This window comes from Capnocytophaga gingivalis, assembly GCF_002302415.1.
In the GTDB taxonomy this organism is placed as follows: Bacteria; Bacteroidota; Bacteroidia; order Flavobacteriales; family Flavobacteriaceae; genus Capnocytophaga; species Capnocytophaga gingivalis.
In genome coordinates this window covers 783,973-800,102 of the sequence record NZ_CP022386.1, presented here as the reverse complement: position 1 = coordinate 800,102, position 16,130 = coordinate 783,973, and the positions used below count along the sequence as shown (strand labels likewise).

At 40.5% G+C, this 16,130-nt stretch carries 13 protein-coding genes; 9 read left to right on the top strand and 4 right to left on the bottom strand.

The features are described 5' to 3' along the window. Window positions 1–74 precede the first annotated feature (74 nt). The 7 genes from CGC50_RS03770 (at window position 75) to CGC50_RS03740 (ending at window position 8,379) form a co-directional block, all read left to right on the top strand. Window positions 75–392: a hypothetical protein gene (locus CGC50_RS03770; RefSeq protein WP_095909745.1), complete on the top strand. Its 318-nt coding sequence runs from the start codon at window positions 75–77 to the stop codon at window positions 390–392. After that, the gene (locus tag CGC50_RS03765) at window positions 389–1,372 is read left to right on the top strand and encodes an NAD-dependent epimerase/dehydratase family protein (RefSeq protein ID WP_095909744.1); all 984 of its coding nucleotides are present in this window, start codon (window positions 389–391) and stop codon (window positions 1,370–1,372) included. The genes CGC50_RS03770 and CGC50_RS03765 overlap by 4 nt, the downstream gene beginning before the upstream one ends. Window positions 1,373–1,413: 41 nt before the next feature. Then, a complete protein-coding gene (locus CGC50_RS03760; protein ID WP_095909743.1) occupies window positions 1,414–3,945 on the top strand; it encodes a DUF5686 and carboxypeptidase-like regulatory domain-containing protein in 2,532 nt (843 codons plus the stop codon). Between the two features lie 77 nt (window positions 3,946–4,022). Continuing rightward, window positions 4,023–5,510, top strand: coding sequence for an ankyrin repeat domain-containing protein (locus CGC50_RS03755; protein WP_095909742.1), 1,488 nt, complete (start codon window positions 4,023–4,025; stop codon window positions 5,508–5,510). A 55-nt stretch (window positions 5,511–5,565) separates the two neighbouring features. Further along, window positions 5,566–6,126 carry a Crp/Fnr family transcriptional regulator gene (locus tag CGC50_RS03750; RefSeq protein WP_095909741.1) on the top strand — a complete coding sequence of 187 codons (561 nt, stop codon included), beginning with the start codon at window positions 5,566–5,568 and terminating at the stop codon, window positions 6,124–6,126. A 233-nt stretch (window positions 6,127–6,359) separates the two neighbouring features. Beyond that, entirely contained in the window at window positions 6,360–7,664 is a 1,305-nt protein-coding gene (locus CGC50_RS03745) for a TolC family protein (protein ID WP_232781183.1), read from the top strand. 85 nt (window positions 7,665–7,749) lie between these two features. After that, window positions 7,750–8,379, top strand: coding sequence for a murein L,D-transpeptidase catalytic domain-containing protein (locus tag CGC50_RS03740; RefSeq protein ID WP_095909740.1), 630 nt, complete (start codon window positions 7,750–7,752; stop codon window positions 8,377–8,379). A gap of 70 nt (window positions 8,380–8,449) precedes the next feature. Here the strand turns inward: CGC50_RS03740 and CGC50_RS03735 are convergent, their stop codons facing one another. The 4 genes from CGC50_RS03735 to CGC50_RS03720 form a co-directional block, all read right to left on the bottom strand. Continuing rightward, a complete protein-coding gene (locus CGC50_RS03735) occupies window positions 8,450–9,019 on the bottom strand; it encodes a DUF4291 domain-containing protein (protein ID WP_095909739.1) in 570 nt (189 codons plus the stop codon). 32 nt (window positions 9,020–9,051) lie between these two features. Then, the gene (locus CGC50_RS03730; protein WP_095909738.1) at window positions 9,052–11,370 is read right to left on the bottom strand and encodes an ATP-dependent helicase; all 2,319 of its coding nucleotides are present in this window, start codon (window positions 11,368–11,370) and stop codon (window positions 9,052–9,054) included. A gap of 115 nt (window positions 11,371–11,485) precedes the next feature. Further along, window positions 11,486–12,148 (bottom strand): GTP cyclohydrolase I FolE, encoded by a 663-nt coding sequence (gene folE, locus CGC50_RS03725; protein WP_095909737.1) that lies wholly within the window; start codon window positions 12,146–12,148, stop codon window positions 11,486–11,488. 113 nt (window positions 12,149–12,261) lie between these two features. Continuing rightward, a complete protein-coding gene (locus CGC50_RS03720; RefSeq protein WP_095909736.1) occupies window positions 12,262–13,482 on the bottom strand; it encodes an HD domain-containing protein in 1,221 nt (406 codons plus the stop codon). 209 nt (window positions 13,483–13,691) lie between these two features. On the opposite strand from CGC50_RS03720, the gene CGC50_RS03715 reads away from it, so the two are divergent. Next, the gene (locus CGC50_RS03715; RefSeq protein WP_095911275.1) at window positions 13,692–15,029 is read left to right on the top strand and encodes a dihydroorotase; all 1,338 of its coding nucleotides are present in this window, start codon (window positions 13,692–13,694) and stop codon (window positions 15,027–15,029) included. A 64-nt stretch (window positions 15,030–15,093) separates the two neighbouring features. Beyond that, a complete protein-coding gene (locus tag CGC50_RS03710) occupies window positions 15,094–16,122 on the top strand; it encodes a ferredoxin--NADP reductase (RefSeq protein ID WP_095909735.1) in 1,029 nt (342 codons plus the stop codon). Window positions 16,123–16,130: the final 8 nt, after the last annotated feature.

The window sequence follows — 16,130 nt, the reverse complement described above, 5'->3', positions numbered from 1 at the left end:
AGAATAAAAGAATTGTTAATAACTTATTAGAGTAAGTATTTTTATATTTCGTAGAAAAGACTTATTTTTGCCCCATGAAAACCATAGGAATTTCAAAATATTATCACATCTACCAAAAGCCAGGAGATCGCCGGTTTTATGTACAGATGCCTGAACAGATTTTGGAGTTTCGCTTCTGTGAACTCTTGGAGTTTCGCGGCAAAGTACAGGCCATAGACCTCTCTGCTCATTTTGACTACTCTCAGCCAGGTATAGAGATACTTACCTTCTGTGGTGGTAAGTACCTATGTGTATTCACTACAGTGCAAATAGTAGATTTACAAAAGTTGCTTTTTGAGATATTTGAAGGGGTATCTGAGAAAGAAATCTTTACCAAATATGTACTATTATGATTGTGGTTACAGGAGGTACAGGGCTGGTAGGAGCTCATTTGCTCTATGAACTACTTTGTGCTGGTGCTACTACTATAAGAGCCCTTTATCGCAAGAGTAAAAACACTTCTCTTTTAGAAAAAATATTTCAAACATATAATCCTAATGCCTTGCCCATTATCCAAAAAATAGAGTGGGTACAGGCCGATATTTTGGATGTTCCAGCTTTAGAAAGAGCACTACAAGGGGTAGACTTCCTTTATCATTGTGCAGGTATGGTCTCCTTTGACGATTCAGATGCCCAACTACTTTATCAGAACAACGCAGAAGGTACTGCAAATATAGTGAATATAGCCCTATATCGGGGAGTGAAAAAACTTTGTTATGTGAGTACTATTGCTACTTTCTCAGCAAAAGAAGGAACAGAGGTTACCGAACAAACTCCACAAGAGCTATCTGTTGCCAATGACAAAGCCTATGCTCTGAGCAAATATAGTGCAGAAATGGAAGTATGGAGAGGAGTACAAGAGGGCTTGCCTGCGGTAGTGGTATATCCTTCAGTAGTGGTAGGAGTAGGAGTGGAACAACATTCAGCAATGAATATTCAAAAACTATGTAGAAGTCGATATATTACCCAGGGGGGAACAGGTTTTGTAGCAGCTCAGGATGTAGCCCATGCTATGCGACTACTTATGGAATCCTTTGTAGAGAATCAGGGGTTCATCCTCAATGGCGAAAATCTTTCCTATCAGCAGTTTTTTGAGTACCTCAGAGAAAGCCATCCTGAGCTTCCTAAGAAAAAAATGCTATCCACTAATGCCTTACGTTGGCTTTCCTATGCAGATACTTTTTTATCCTTCTTTGGGAAGAAGCGAGAACTCTCGCCTAAGATGGTGCAAACACTACAATCTGTCTCCTCTTACAATGGAGAGAGGATAACCCATACCCTTCCTTTTACTTATACCCCCATACAAGAAGTACTGAAGAGGTTAGTATTATGATTTTGAACCATTTGATAACCAATAAATTATTATCAAAGATTATGATGTTACACAGAAAAATATTTGTTATTACCCTACTTTTATTCTTAGGAGGGGGACTGTTCGTACAAGCACAAACACGTGTTTCTGGTCAAGTGATTGATGAGCAAGGAGAACCGATTCCCTTTGCCAATGTTATTTTTAAAAACACTCATATAGGAACCGCTTGTGATGAGAACGGTAAGTTTTCTCTTTTCTCTCAGAAAAATTATACCACTATTGAAGTGTCTTCAGTAGGGTTTACTACTAAGGAAGTAAAGCTCAAAGGGCATGATACCGAAAAGTTGAAAATAGTGTTGGCTATAGAAGAGTTGGAGGCCTTAGTCTTTGTGGAAAAACCTAAGAAGAATCTTTCGAAAAAGGAGAATCCAGCCTATCCTATTCTACAAAAAATATGGGCTAATAAGCATAAAAATATACTTACCCAAACCAAGGCTTATCAGTACAAACGCTATGAGACTGTGGAGTTGGGATTGAACAACTTAGACTCTGTTTTCCTAAAAAAAGCCTTACAGTCTGAATATAAAGAAATAAGAAACATTCTTTCCGAGAAAAAGTACAAGCAATACTTCTCTATGCCTATGTATCTTAGAGAAGAAGTCTCTCAAGTGTATGGGGATAACTTGCGTAAGCTCCAGCGTACAGATATAGAGGCAGAACGTACACAAGGGGTTATACAAACAGGTTTTGGTTTGGAACGATTTACACGTAATTTTAGAGAATTCGATGTGTATGATAATTCTTTCTATCTCTTAGATAAAACCTTTGTTAGCCCACTCTCTGAGTATGGATATGGAGTATATGCCTATGTGCTGAATGATACTATAAGAAGGGATGGGCGCGAGCTGTATTCTATCTATTTCTTCCCCAAACAAGATCAAGATTTGCTTTTCAAAGGGAATTTCAAGGTGGATAGCAAGACTTATGCTATCACCTCTATACAGATGTATACAATCAAGGAAGCTTCTTTGAACTTTGTGAGAAACTTATCTGTAGAGAAAGAATACCAATGGGTGAATGATAGTCTGTTACTACCCAAAAGAGATTATTACGAAGGGGATTTTACAGTACTGACCAAGTCCGAAGAGGAGAAAGGAATGTATGTGAAGAAGAATGTTACTTATTCTGATTACCTGCTGAATGCTCCTAAGGAAGAAGCCTTTTATTTGGCCACGGTTGAGAAGTATAAGACCAATCAATTCTTCCAACCACAAACTTATTGGAATAAAATGTCCGATGGAGATTCATTAATGACAAAAACTCAGAACCTCATACGTAGAGTAGGTGATAATAGGCGAATCAAAGGAATTTCGGATGCCCTAAATATTGTTACCTCTGGTTATATTCCTATAGGAAAATATATTCAATTTGGTTCGTTGTGGGAGTCCTTTACCAACAATGATGTAGAAAAAAATCGTTTTCGTTTTGGATTGAGGAGCTTTGTGAGTAATGATGATCGTTTTCGTACCTATCTGTATGGAGCTTATGGGACTTTGGATAAAAAGTTCAAGTATGGTATGAGTGCTAAGTATCTATTATTTTACAAACCAAGGGTAGTCATAGGAGGGCTTTACCAGAATGACTATTCACAATTGGGTAGTATGCTTCAGAAGGACGATGCTCGCTTAGACCTTAAAAATGCCTCAAATTTTCTTTTAGCTCGTGGGGAGAATTATTATCTTACTCAGAACAAGCGTATTCAAGGAGTAGCTGATATAGGATTGTTTAAGAGCAATTTGCACATTACCCTATCGGGTACTTATCAGCAGATGAAATCGGCAGATCCAGACCATTTTTCTATAGGGTATCGTTCGCCTGAAGGCGGTGTTTTTGATAAATATTCAGATGCTAATGCCTCTTTGACACTTACCTATACACCTACAAGAAATGTTTATGGCTATGGGGTAGAACAATTCTATGGGAAGAATATTTTTCCTACTTTCCGAGCTAAGTATACAAAGGGATTTTCAGGCATACGCAATAGTCAGTTTGATTATTCTCGCTTGGAAGGGATGATTCACTATCCACAACCCCTATGGAGTATAGGAATCCTTCATACAGTAGTGGAAGGAGGGAAAGTATTTGGAGCAGTACCTTTGCCACTGCTTACTCCTACTCCAGCCAACCAGACCTATGCAACCTCTCAGCGAGAGTTCAACCGGACTTTCCAATTGTTAGACTATTATGACTTTGTGACTGATGCTTATATTAATGTATATGCAGAACATCATTTTAATGGTTTCCTACTGAATCGCCTGCCGCTGATTAAAAAGACCAAATGGCGTAGCTTGCTCTTGGCCAGAATGGCCTATGGTACTCTCAGGGACGAAAACAAAGTGGTGAGTGCTTCCAATATCTACTACAATGCTCCAGAGAAACTCTATTGGGAGTATGGATTTGGAATAGAGAATATAGGAATAGGAAATTTCCGTCCTATACGTGTTGATTTCATATGGAGAAGTAGCTTTAATGATCGCAATGGAGTGAAAAATCCTTATTTTGGTATCCGATTTGGAATCAAGCCTGAATTTTAAGAAAGAAATAAAATTAATTTAGATTATATCTAATTATTTTCTTATATTTGCCCTCTGTTACTTTAAATAAAATTTGTATGAAAAAGTTGTTTGTTATAGGGAGTCTTTTGAGCATCATGCCCATTTTTTCCCAACAGAAGAATGTGTTCTGGGATCGTAATTTTTGGAATGAGCATACGACCATTGCACAAGTAGTAACAGAGATAAAGAACGGGAATAGTCCTTCTGAGCTCAATGAAGCGGCTTTTGATGCTCCTTCTTTCGCAATTCTGGGGAAAGTGCCAACCCCTACAGCTATCTACCTCATAGAACAACAAGGTAATGGGGTACATAAGACTACTCATGATGGTCGTACTTATCTCTTTTGGGCAGCTAGTCAAGGCAATGTAGAACTCATTCACTACCTGCTTGAACAGGGCAGTGATATACATGCCAAAGATAGCAAAGGGTATACTCCTATTACCTTTGCAGCGCTTTTTGGGGTAACTAATCCCAAGTTATACGAAGCTTTTTTTAGAGCAGGGATAGATCCTAAAGCTACCTATGAACAAGGAGAAACTTTACTGATGAAGGTGGTGCCTTTTGATGATAATAAGCTTAGTCTGACCCATTATTTGGTTGAGAAAGGATTGAAAATCAATCAAACAAGTCTTAGTGGAGCTACGCTTTTTGATTATGCTGCTAAAAAAGGGAATATAGACTTGCTTAAGACACTTCGTAAGAAAGTAAAGCCTACACCCCAAGCCTTGCCTATGGCTGCCGAAGGGATTGTACGCCAGCCTAACAATCCTATAGAAACTTATAAGTATCTGGTAGAGGTACAAAAAATTTCTGCCAACGCTACCGATTACAAAGGAGCTAATGCGCTTCATTACTTGGCACGCCGTCAAGACCTCCCAGCCATTGACTACCTTATCCAAAAGGGAGCTGCTACCGATGTGGTGGACAAACAAGGAAATACCGCCCTAATGAATGCTTGCTATGGCACTAATCTTGAGATTGTAAAACTCCTTAAGAAAAGTAAAGAACACCTCAATCGAGCTAATTATAAAGGAGAAACAGCCTTATTAATTGCCTTGCAGCGTAGTAGTAGTCAAGTGGTTGATTTTCTCTTGGAAAAAGGAGCGGATACACGTGCTACCAATCAAAAAGGTGTGGGAGTCATAGAGGCACTTATAGCTAGCTATAATCCTCGAAAGAAAAATAATGAAGAGGATTTTGATCAAAAAGTGACCTTACTCAGGAAATACTTAGTTGCCCTACAAGCACCTAATTCGATAGGAGATACAGCACTCCATATGGCAGTAGTTAAGGGGGATAAGGCTTTGGTCAAAAAAGTACTCTCTTGGGCTTCTGTGGATATCAATAGCCAAAATGAGGACGGGGAGACACCTCTTATCAAGGCTGCACTAACGGCAAAAGATACTACTTTGTTGCAATACCTTGTTGAGCATGGAGCAGATAAAAAGCTCACTACTTCCTTGGGAGAAACAGCCTATGATTTGGCAAAGGAAAATGAAGCACTCAAAAAAAGTGGAGCCAATATAGAATTTCTCAGAGAGTAAAGAGCAAATAATGAAAAGTGACTACTGCTCACTATTACCTATTCCCTAATAATTGATGTCTCTTATAGATTACATACAACAACAAACACAAATACAAAAAGAACCCCTTGAGGCTTTGGATGCTATTTTTCAAGTAAGAGAATATAAAAAATACAGTCTCTTACTCAAGGAAGGCAGTTCCTCACAAGAAGTTTTCTTTATAGAAGAAGGAATTGTCCGCCAGTTCTATACCAAGGAAGGCAAGGACATTACCCATGCTTTCTATGCAGAGAATAGTTTCTATACTTCTTTGGACAACATCTATTTTCATCAACCCAATCATTTTGGTTTGGAGGCTTTGGAGACATGTAGGGTACGTGTAGCAGAGTTTGTCCAAGTAGAAGCTATTATCAACAATTATCCTAAGTTAGAGCGCTTTATGCGGATGCTCTTAATATCTTTTCTCAAGAACCTATCCGATAGGCTCTATGCTATAAAGTTTCAGACGGCACAGGAGCGTTATGAGCTCTTGCTGAAGAATTATCCTCAGATACTTTTGAGAGTTCCTCTGGGACATGTGGCTTCTTTTTTAGGTATTACCCAGCAAACTCTTAGTGTGATTCGTGCAGGCAAATGATGTTTTTTTAATCTATCTTAAAAATTTAGCTTGGTAAAAGCTATTTTTTTTGCCTAAAGTGTTATAATTTTGCATGCTGAAAAATAAGAAAAGTTATTTACTAAAAAATATAGAAATGAAGTGTATCTATACTGCTGTTTCCCCTATGTATAACCTCAATAGGACTTGCGCAATCCCTTTCCTTTTCTGAGGCTTTAGACCGTATGCGAGGGGCTAATCAGAAACTCAAAGGAATGGAGAAACAAGCCGAGGCTTCACAATATGGAGAAAAAAGTTACAAGGGTTTGTATCTTCCTCAGCTGAGTATCAATGCAAGCTATACACGCTTGAGTGATCCTCTTTCTCTGAGCTTTGATAAATACAAAGCCCCCATACAAGCACAGTTAGGGCAGTTGGGTAATGCTATACCAGCCCCCTTAAAACCTACTTTGGGACCTGTATTTGCTCAAATGGTGGGTAGGTTTCAACCACTTTTTGCTCAAGAGTGGCGCTATGAGTTTCAAGAGCAAGATATCTGGCGACTTTCTGCCGATCTCCGTTGGGTAGTCTTTGCTGGAGGAAAAGTACGTGTGGGTAATAAGGTAGGCCAGCTCAATCATGAGATAGCTAAGATAGAAAGTCAGAAAACAGAAAATATGCTCATATCAGAACTGGCAGAGCGTTATTTTCAGGTACAGCTTGCCCAACAAGCCTTGCAAGTGAGAGAAAAGGCACTGCAAACTGCAGAGCAGCACTATTCCAATGCTCAGAAATTAGAGAAAAATGGCATGGTGGCTCCAGTGGAGACCATGCAGGCCAAGAAAGCTGTTACCGATGCCAAGCGCGAAGTACTTGCCTGCCAGAAGGATATAGAGTTGGCGCAAACAGCCCTTTCCGGTGTGATAGGCGAGGAGACTTCCACCCTAACCACTCTTTCCTCTCCTCTTTTTGAGGTAGCTCCCTTGCAATCTTTGGATTATTATCAGGACTTGGCTAAGAAAAATTTCCCATCCATAGTACAAGCACATCTAAAAAAAGAACTTACAGAGCAGAATATCAAGGCGCAGTGGGCGGCTTTCTTGCCTGATGTAGCCCTGATAGGAAAGAAATATCTCTGGTCGAAAAACCTTCCCCTTACCGAACCAGATAATTGGGCGGTAGGTGTAGGACTCCAATGGAATATTTTCAATGGTTTCTCTGATAAGAATAAAGTGGCACAAGCCAAAGCACAACGAGAAAGTGTAGAACAACTTACCGCTCAAGCTGAGAAGGATGTACAGACCTTGGTTAAAAAACACTATACCGAGATAGAAAAGCAGCGTGAACAGCTACAGAGCCTACAGGAGAGCTTAGAGTTTGCTCGCGAATTGGTGAGAGTACGTAACCAAGCCTTCTCCGAAGGACTGTCCTCCTCCACCGATGTAGCGGATGCCAACCTATACTTAGCTTCTATTGAAATCAAGTGCTACCAAGCCCTCTTCGAAATGGATAAGGTACTAGCCCAACTTTTAGAGACTTGCGGGCTTAGCGGGGAATATACTAATTATATCAAGAAATAGGGGTTAGTTACTACAAAAAAGGATTGGAGGTCCTTTGAAAAACTTGGTAATATAAGATAATCTTACTAAATCAATAATGATAAAGATGTTTTTACAAAAAGGGAAAGTAAAGAATAGAAACTTTTTCTTTTATTTAGGATTGTTGTTTTGTATTGCTTGTCAGCAAGGAAAACAACTAGGAGCACAAGAATTACCTAAGGATTATACTACTCAGCATTCAATTGCCTTAGCCTATTGTAAGGCTCATCAGATGAATGAAGATTTCTATTTTCTAATTGATTTGAGGTTGCATTCGGGGAAAAATCGTTTTTTCGTATACGACTTCAAGCAGAAAAAAAATCTGTACGAGAAATTAGTTACTCATGGTAGTTGTGATGTATTTTCCTCCAATCCTGACAAATTTGAAAAAGTCCAATACAGTAATCAAGTCAATAGTCATTGTTCTGCCAAAGGGAAATATAAAATAGGGAAGCGTGATTATAGCTCATGGGGGATTAAGGTAAAATATTGGTTGGAAGGGTTGGAAGACAGTAATAGCAATGCTCAGAAACGACTGATTGTATTACATTCTTGGGAGGCAGTATCCGATAGTGAGATTTATCCTCATTATAGTCCTTTAAGTTGGGGATGTCCTGCTGTTTCCAATGCTTTCATGAAGCTTTTGGATTCTCTACTTCAGCAAAGCAAGAAACCAGTATTGTTATGGATTCTTTAGATAATTAAAAAAGGCAAAATATCCTCTTCTAATTATTATGGATAAAATACTTTCGCCAGATTCAAGAATTTTACTGGACTATATACTCTTGTTCCTTAGGTAGGAGGTCTTTAGTGAAAGTTCCTTTGTCAATATGTTGCTTTATTCTTTTGACTTCCTCGGTGATATCAGTAATCTTTACAATCCAGTCATTTACATATTTTTCTACAAAGGCTCCTCTGATACCAAGTTGTATAGACCTTCTACCTATTGGTTTTCCATAGATGTCTCTTTCAGGATCCCATTGACACCTTACCAATGAATTTTTGACTTCTTCTTTCCATTGTTCTTCTGTGATACCCAAATCAGCTTTATAGGAAGAAAGTACCGATTTTCTAACAATTTCATCAAAGGCTTCTCTTTTGATGTCAATAGCTAAGACTCTTTCTTGATTTTCTTTTTCAGCCCATCCACATCTGTACATCATCCATAGAAAGGAAGGTTTGATCCAGGTCATTCTCGTTAAGCTAAAATGTGAACCAAAGGTTCCTAATTTCAGGGCTTCCTCCGCTATCTCAGCGTTATATGCTTGGTATACTCTTATCGTATTATTATCATAGAGTGCATAGATTTTTCTCTCTTCTTGGGTTATATCTTTCATAGTTTTTTGTTTTACAAGAAAAATTGGTAAGATTAAAGAACTTTAAATTTGGCAAACCGAAGGATCAGTGTTTTCTCTCCACCATTTTCGAACCGTACTTTGGCTTTGCGGTCAGCGCCACTACCTTCTACTTCTATGACAGTTCCTTTTCCAAAGCGCTCATGATCAATGATATTGCCGACGGCAACCTTTGGAATATCACCTGTGGCTACAGGTTTGGCTTGTTCCGGTTTCTGTAGTCGGAGCTTCTTGAGCTGGTCTTCATTAGGCTTTTTGTAGGCAGGCGGAGGGCTGTTGGTAGGTTTCTGTTGGCGCAGTTTGCTCTTGTCCACAGGCGCAAAGGCATCAATATCTACAAGAGGGCGGTAGCGATAGTTGTCCTTAGGGGTAAGGTACTCTAGGTAGCGTTCTTCTATTTCGTCGATAAAGCGACTGGGTTCAGCATCCATCAACTTACCCCAGCGGTAACGACTTTCGGTATAGGTTAGGTAGGCTTGTTTCTCAGCACGGGTCAGGGCTACATAGAAAAGACGGCGCTCCTCTTCCAGTTCAGTACGTGTATTCTGGCTCAGCGCAGAAGGGAAGAGATCTTCCTCCATACCTACAATAAAAACATGAGGGAACTCCAATCCTTTGGCCAGGTGTATGGTCATCAGGGATACGCGATTCTCATCCTCTACTTCCTTGTCCATATCTGTAGCCAAGGCTACATCTTGGAGAAATTCGGCTAAGGAATTCCCCTCTTCTTCTACCTGTTCTTGTCCTTCTACAAAGTCTCGAATCCCATTGAGAAGCTCTTCTATATTCTGCATGCGCTCGACTCCTTCGGGGGTGCCATCTTTCTTGAATTCGTTGAGAATACCAGTACGCTTAGCGATATGTTCGGCAAGGGTAAAAGCATCCTGAGTCTCCATCATGATACGGAAACTGAGAATCATGTTGGCAAACTCCAACAAGCGAACTCGGGTAGCGGAATTGATTTTCAGTCCGTAATCCATTACCTCTAAGTTCTTAATAATCTCAAAAATGGGTAGCTTGAACTCATTGGCACAGAGGGTGAGTTTTTCCATGGTGGTGTCTCCGATGCCACGAGCAGGAAAGTTGATTACACGCTGTAGCGCTTCTTCGTCATTTTCATTGACTACCAAGCGGAAATAAGCCAAGATATCCTTTATCTCCTTACGCTGATAGAAGGATAGTCCTCCGTAGATGCGATAAGGAATATCTCGCTTACGTAGAGCATCTTCTATAGCACGAGATTGCGAATTGGTACGATAGAGTACTGCAAAATTCCCATAAGGGAGTTGCTCTTGCATAGCACTCTCAAAGATAGTTCCTGCCACAAAGCGTCCCTCATCAGCATCAGTAGGACTACGATGTACCTTGATACGGTTTCCACTTTCGTTGTCCGTCCATACGACTTTTTCCAAGCGCGCTTTGTTATGTTCGATGACATTGTTAGCGGCCTCTACTATATTCTTGGTAGAGCGGTAGTTTTGTTCCAAACGATAGACACCTACATTGGGATAATCTTTTTGGAAGTTAAAAATATTGTCAATATTTGCTCCACGGAAGGCATAGATACTTTGAGCATCATCCCCTACCACACAGATATTTTGGAATCTATCGGCAAGAGCGCGTACGATAAGGTATTGAGAGTGGTTGGTATCCTGATACTCATCTACCAAGATATAGCGAAACCTATGTTGGTACTTAGCTAAAACTTCAGGAAATACATTCAGTAGTTCATTGGTACGTAGTAGCAAATCGTCGAAATCCATAGCCCCTGCCTTGAAACATCTATCTACATAATTGGCATAGATATCCCCTAAGCGAGGGCGCTTAGCCATAGCATCTGCTTCTTGGAGTTCAGGATTTTCATAATAAGCCTTTACAGTGATAAGATTATTCTTATAGGAAGAGATACGAGAGGCTATTTGCTTATACTTGTATACCTCCTTATCCAGCCCCATTTCCTTGATAATAGCCGATATTAAGCGCTGAGAATCTTGTTGGTCATAGATAGTAAAATCTCTTGGGAAGCCCAGCTTACTGGCTTCTTCTCGGAGGATACGTGCAAAAACAGAGTGGAAGGTACCCATCCATAGGTTGCGTGCTTCACTGGGGCCTACGATACGTCCGATACGCTCCTTCATCTCTCTTGCGGCCTTATTGGTAAAGGTAAGGGCTAAGATATTAAAGGGGTCTACTCCCTGTTGTATAAGGTAGGCAATACGGTAGGTCAGTACACGAGTCTTCCCAGAACCGGCACCCGCAATTACCATCACAGCGCCGTCCTTATGCACCACAGGTGCCCGTTGAGCCTCGTTGAGTTCGTTTAAGTAGTTCAATGGAGTTTTGAGTTTTTAATTTTGAGTTTTGAGTTAAGAAATAGATGTATCATGGAAATAGAGTAGTAGATAGTGGAGAATAACTAAAAACTAAGCACTAAAAACTAAAAACTCTCTAATATTTTGTTTCCATCTTAATATACTCCAAGAACTCTTTTCTTACGATGGGGTCTTGGAACTTCCCTCCATATTCGGCCGTTACGGTACTGCTTTCTATATCTCGGATACCACGAGAGTTCACGCAGAGGTGCTTGGCATCAATCACACAAGCTACATCTTCTGTACCGAGGATACGCTGCATTTCCTGAACGATCTGCATGGTAAGGCGTTCCTGTACTTGTGGGCGGCGCGCAAAATAATCCACAATACGATTCATTTTGGAGAGTCCCAATACTCGCCCATTAGAGATGTATCCCACGTGAGCACGGCCTACGATAGGTAGGAAATGGTGTTCGCAAGTGGAGTAGAGGACTATATTTTTTTCTATGAGCATCTCCCCATAGTGATAATTGTTTTCAAATGTAGAAGAACTGGGGCAGTGCTTAGGGTCAAGACCTCCAAAGAGTTCTTTTACATAAGCTTTGGCTACCCTTAGGGGAGTACCCTTGAGACTATCATCGGTAAGGTCAAGACCGAGTGTTTCCATAATATCAGCCATAGATTTCTCAATACGGGCAATTTTCTCCTCATCAGAAAGAGAAAAAGCATCCGCTCTTAGAGGGGTCTTAGCTGAGGTACTGATGTGGTTTTCACCTATAAAATCGTCAGAGTGATTCATTTGATTCTTATTTATTCAAGGGGACAAAAATACAAAATAATGATTAATGATTAATCATTAATGATTAATTTTTTTATACTCAGATTTTAGAGCTTAATTATTGTTGGTATTAATCATTTGAGAGAACATAGATAATATTTGGTTACCTTAGTGGATAGCGCATCTAAGTTCATTTGGTCAGAGGCTTTGGTGACATCTACAATTTTATTGTTCTTAGTATAGATGAGGATATTCTGCTCATCCTTACGGTAGGCAGTATTGGAGATTTCTCCTGTAAAGACGAAATAATGTGCCAAATCTTCCGATATATTCAGCTGTTGGGCAGTCTCTTGTAGGAGTTCCTGTACCTTTTCCTTCTCGACAGGGCTTTTGTATAGTTTTACACGTAGCAAATCTCGGTTGAGAATCATTTGGCTAAGCTTGGCTAAGACCCAATCATCTCCATATTGCCATTCCTTGAGCCCAGAGATAATATCATAATCGTCCAATTGCGCAAAGAGGTGTAGTGCATGGCGGTCAAAGGTTTCTTTGGTGATGTGATTCTCAACAAAGAAGCGCAAAGCCGTGGTCATGGGAAGTTTTTTACCTTGTTGGGTAAGTTCCTTTACACGGGCTAAGATTCGAATAAGGACAAACTCCGCACCTATACTTGTCTTGTGCAGATATACTTGCCAATACATTAGTCGGCGGGCAACTAAAAATTCTTCTATGGAGTAGATTCCTTTTTCCTCAACAATCAGTGTGTCGTCCTTCACGGTGAGCATCGCGATAATGCGCTGTGAGTTGATATTGCCCTCACTCACCCCTGAGTAGAAACTATCTCGCTTGAGATAATCCAATCTGTCCATATCCAGCTGACTGGATATAAGTTGGTTCATGAACTCTTTGTGATATTTTTTCTGAAAAATTTCAATAGCAATGGAGAGCTTTCCCTCGAACTGGCGATTGAGCTCCTCCATGAAAGCCAATGAAATCTCCTCATGGGAAATTCCCTCTACAATACTATGTTCCATAGCATGAGAGAAAGGACCATGACCTATATCATGTAGGAGAATGGCGATATATAGTCCTTCTTCCTCCTCGGGGGTGATTTCCACCTGCTTATAGCGGAGGGTCTGTATGGCCTGCTGCATAAGGTACATACAGCCTAAGGCGTGATGGAAGCGTGTATGCCGAGCACCAGGATAGACCAAATAGGAAAGTCCCATCTGAGAAATGCGGCAAAGTCTCTGAAAATAAGGGTGTTCTATGAGATCGAGAATAAATTCATTGGGAATATGAATAAACCCATATACAGGGTCATTTACTATTTTAAGTTTGTTGCGTGATTTCATTTTTTTAAGTTTTAACCCTCTCTTTGGTGGGTATAAGGGGTAATAGAGAGGCGCTTAAGTTGCCTTTTTAAGTGCAAAGATACGAAATAATGATTAATGAGTGATAAAAAATGATTAATTTTTTGTTTTTCTCTTTTCTTTTCTCACTTTAATATGTATCTTTGCATCGCCGTTGTCTCTGTCGGATAACGGTTAAAATCGTGACAATGATGAAAACACTGCTAAAAAATGGCAAACTTATCTCGGATAATCGTATTCAAGAAGCAGACTTACTTATTGAAAACGAGCGTATTGCAAAAATAGCGACGGATATATCAGCTAAGGAAGCCCATCGGGTGATCGATCTGGAGGGTATGCTTGTGCTTCCAGGGGTTATTGATGATCAAGTACATTTCCGAGAGCCAGGTCTTACTCACAAGGCTACTATTGCCACAGAAAGCGCCGCTGCCGTGGTTGGAGGGACAACCACTTTCTTTGACCAACCCAATACAATTCCTCAGGCAACTACTATTGCTGCTTTGGAGGACAAGTTTGCCATCGCAGCTCGTACTTCTTTGGCCAACTTCTCTTTCCTCTTGGGGGGTACGAATGATAATATAGAAGAACTCAAGCATATTAATCCTAAAAATACTGCAGGAGTAAAACTATTTTTAGGTTCTTCTACGGGGAATATGTTAGTGGATAATGAAAAAACAATTGAAACGATATTTAGAAATGTATCTACCCTGATTGCTGCTCACTGTGAGGACGAGCAGACCATTCGTCAGAACTTAGCTCATTATTTATCCATTTATGGACCGGAGATTCCTGTAGCATGTCACCCTCTGATTCGCAGTGCAGAGGCTTGTTATCTCTCCTCCTCACGAGCGATTGCTTTGGCTCGGCAGACAGGGGCAAGATTTCATGTTTTTCATCTCTCTACAGCCAAGGAAACCGAGCTGTTGGACAATACCTTGCCGCTCTCTCAGAAGAAAATCACCGCAGAGGCATGTATCCATCACTTGTGGTTCACCGATAAGGATTACCAAGAAAAAGGAGTGCTGATCAAATGGAATCCAGCGGTAAAGACCGAGCAGGATCGAGCAGGAATCTGGCAAGCTCTCTTAGACAACCGTATCGATGTGATTGCCACTGACCACGCTCCCCATACACTGGAGGAGAAGGGACAGAAGGAATTCCAGAAAATCCCTTCGGGAGCCCCCTTAGTACAACATGCCTTAGTGGCCGCCCTGACCATGTTTGCCAAAAGGGGAATTCCTTTGGAGCGATTGGTGGAGAAAATGTGTCATAATCCTGCCATACTTTTTAGAATACAAGAGAGAGGGTTTCTCCGAGAAGGCTATTATGCCGATATCGCCTGTGTATCAGAGCACACTCCTTGGCAAGTTTCTAAGGATAACATCCTTTACAAATGTGGCTGGTCTCCTTTGGAGGGAACTACCTTTGATTACAAAGTGGCATATACCTTTGTCAATGGGCATTTGGCCTATGAGAAGGGAACGCTCCATCTGGAGGAAAAAGGACAAAGAGTGCTATTTAATGATTAATGCCAGTCAATGATTAGTTCTCTTCATATGGCTATCATTGACAATTAACGATTAACAATTAAGAATGAAATCAGTATCCTTAGCCGTCTCTCAGATAGAGAGAGTTACCGCGGATTCGGTTAAAATATCTTTTGTAATCCCTCAAGAATTGAAGTTTTCCTTTGATTTCTTTGCAGGGCAATATATTTCTTTAGAAAAAGAAATAGAAGGGAAGCTTGTACGCCGTGCCTATTCTATTTGTTCATCTCCTTATGAAGATGTTATTAGTGTGGCTATCAAACAGATACCCAATGGTCTGTTCTCTACTTATGCTTGTGAGCAGTTACAAGTAGGAGACCTCTTGGAGGTATTCCCTCCAGAAGGAAAGTTTGCCTACATTCCTGAAATTTCTCCAGAGAACTTAGGTCTTTTTGCGGCTGGAAGTGGGATTACCCCTATGCTAAGTATCATCAAGGTAGCCTTGGAGAGAACCACTTGTAAGATTCTTCTTGCCTATGGCAACAGGACTCCTCAGACGACCATGTTTGCCCCTGAGATTGAACAACTCCACAGACAATATCCTGATAGGTTCTTTGTGCAATATGTATATAGCAAATCCCATGAGAAAAATGCGCTTTTTGGACATATAGATCCTGCTATGGTACACCATTTGCTTGAGAGTAAGTACCAGGAGGTGGACTTTGGTCGCTTCTACATCTGTGGGCCACAGCTGATGGTCGAGGCCGTTCGCGATGAGCTCCAGAAGAATTATGAGAAAAAGAAAATCCATACAGAACTCTTTACCGTAACAGAAGCTCCTAAGAAAGAGTATAAGGGAACAGCAGAGATTACTGTTCGCTTAGGCGGAAAGGAACAGATCCTTACAATAGAACGAAAGCCAACGATTCTGAGTGAATTGTTGTCCAAAGGCTTGGATGTCTCTTACTCCTGTCTTACAGGAGCATGTAGCAGTTGTATAGGCAAGGTAACAGAAGGTAGCGCCGAGATGGATAACAATCAGGTACTCTCCCAAGAAGAAGTAGAGAAGGGGATGATACTCACCTGTCAGGCACATCCTACTTCTTCGCATATCAAAGTAGAATATAATTATTAAAAATGTAG

Coding starts and splice junctions, on each gene's coding strand:
- CGC50_RS03770 (WP_095909745.1), top strand. CDS start 75: ATGAAAACCATAGGAATTTCAAAATATTATCACATCTACCAAAAGCCA.
- CGC50_RS03765 (WP_095909744.1), top strand. CDS start 389: ATGATTGTGGTTACAGGAGGTACAGGGCTGGTAGGAGCTCATTTGCTC.
- CGC50_RS03760 (WP_095909743.1), top strand. CDS start 1,414: ATGATGTTACACAGAAAAATATTTGTTATTACCCTACTTTTATTCTTA.
- CGC50_RS03755 (WP_095909742.1), top strand. CDS start 4,023: ATGAAAAAGTTGTTTGTTATAGGGAGTCTTTTGAGCATCATGCCCATT.
- CGC50_RS03750 (WP_095909741.1), top strand. CDS start 5,566: ATGTCTCTTATAGATTACATACAACAACAAACACAAATACAAAAAGAA.
- CGC50_RS03745 (WP_232781183.1), top strand. CDS start 6,360: ATGGAGAAACAAGCCGAGGCTTCACAATATGGAGAAAAAAGTTACAAG.
- CGC50_RS03740 (WP_095909740.1), top strand. CDS start 7,750: ATGTTTTTACAAAAAGGGAAAGTAAAGAATAGAAACTTTTTCTTTTAT.
- CGC50_RS03735 (WP_095909739.1), bottom strand. CDS start 9,019: ATGAAAGATATAACCCAAGAAGAGAGAAAAATCTATGCACTCTATGAT.
- folE (WP_095909737.1), bottom strand. CDS start 12,148: ATGAATCACTCTGACGATTTTATAGGTGAAAACCACATCAGTACCTCA.
- CGC50_RS03720 (WP_095909736.1), bottom strand. CDS start 13,482: ATGAAATCACGCAACAAACTTAAAATAGTAAATGACCCTGTATATGGG.
- CGC50_RS03715 (WP_095911275.1), top strand. CDS start 13,692: ATGAAAACACTGCTAAAAAATGGCAAACTTATCTCGGATAATCGTATT.
- CGC50_RS03710 (WP_095909735.1), top strand. CDS start 15,094: ATGAAATCAGTATCCTTAGCCGTCTCTCAGATAGAGAGAGTTACCGCG.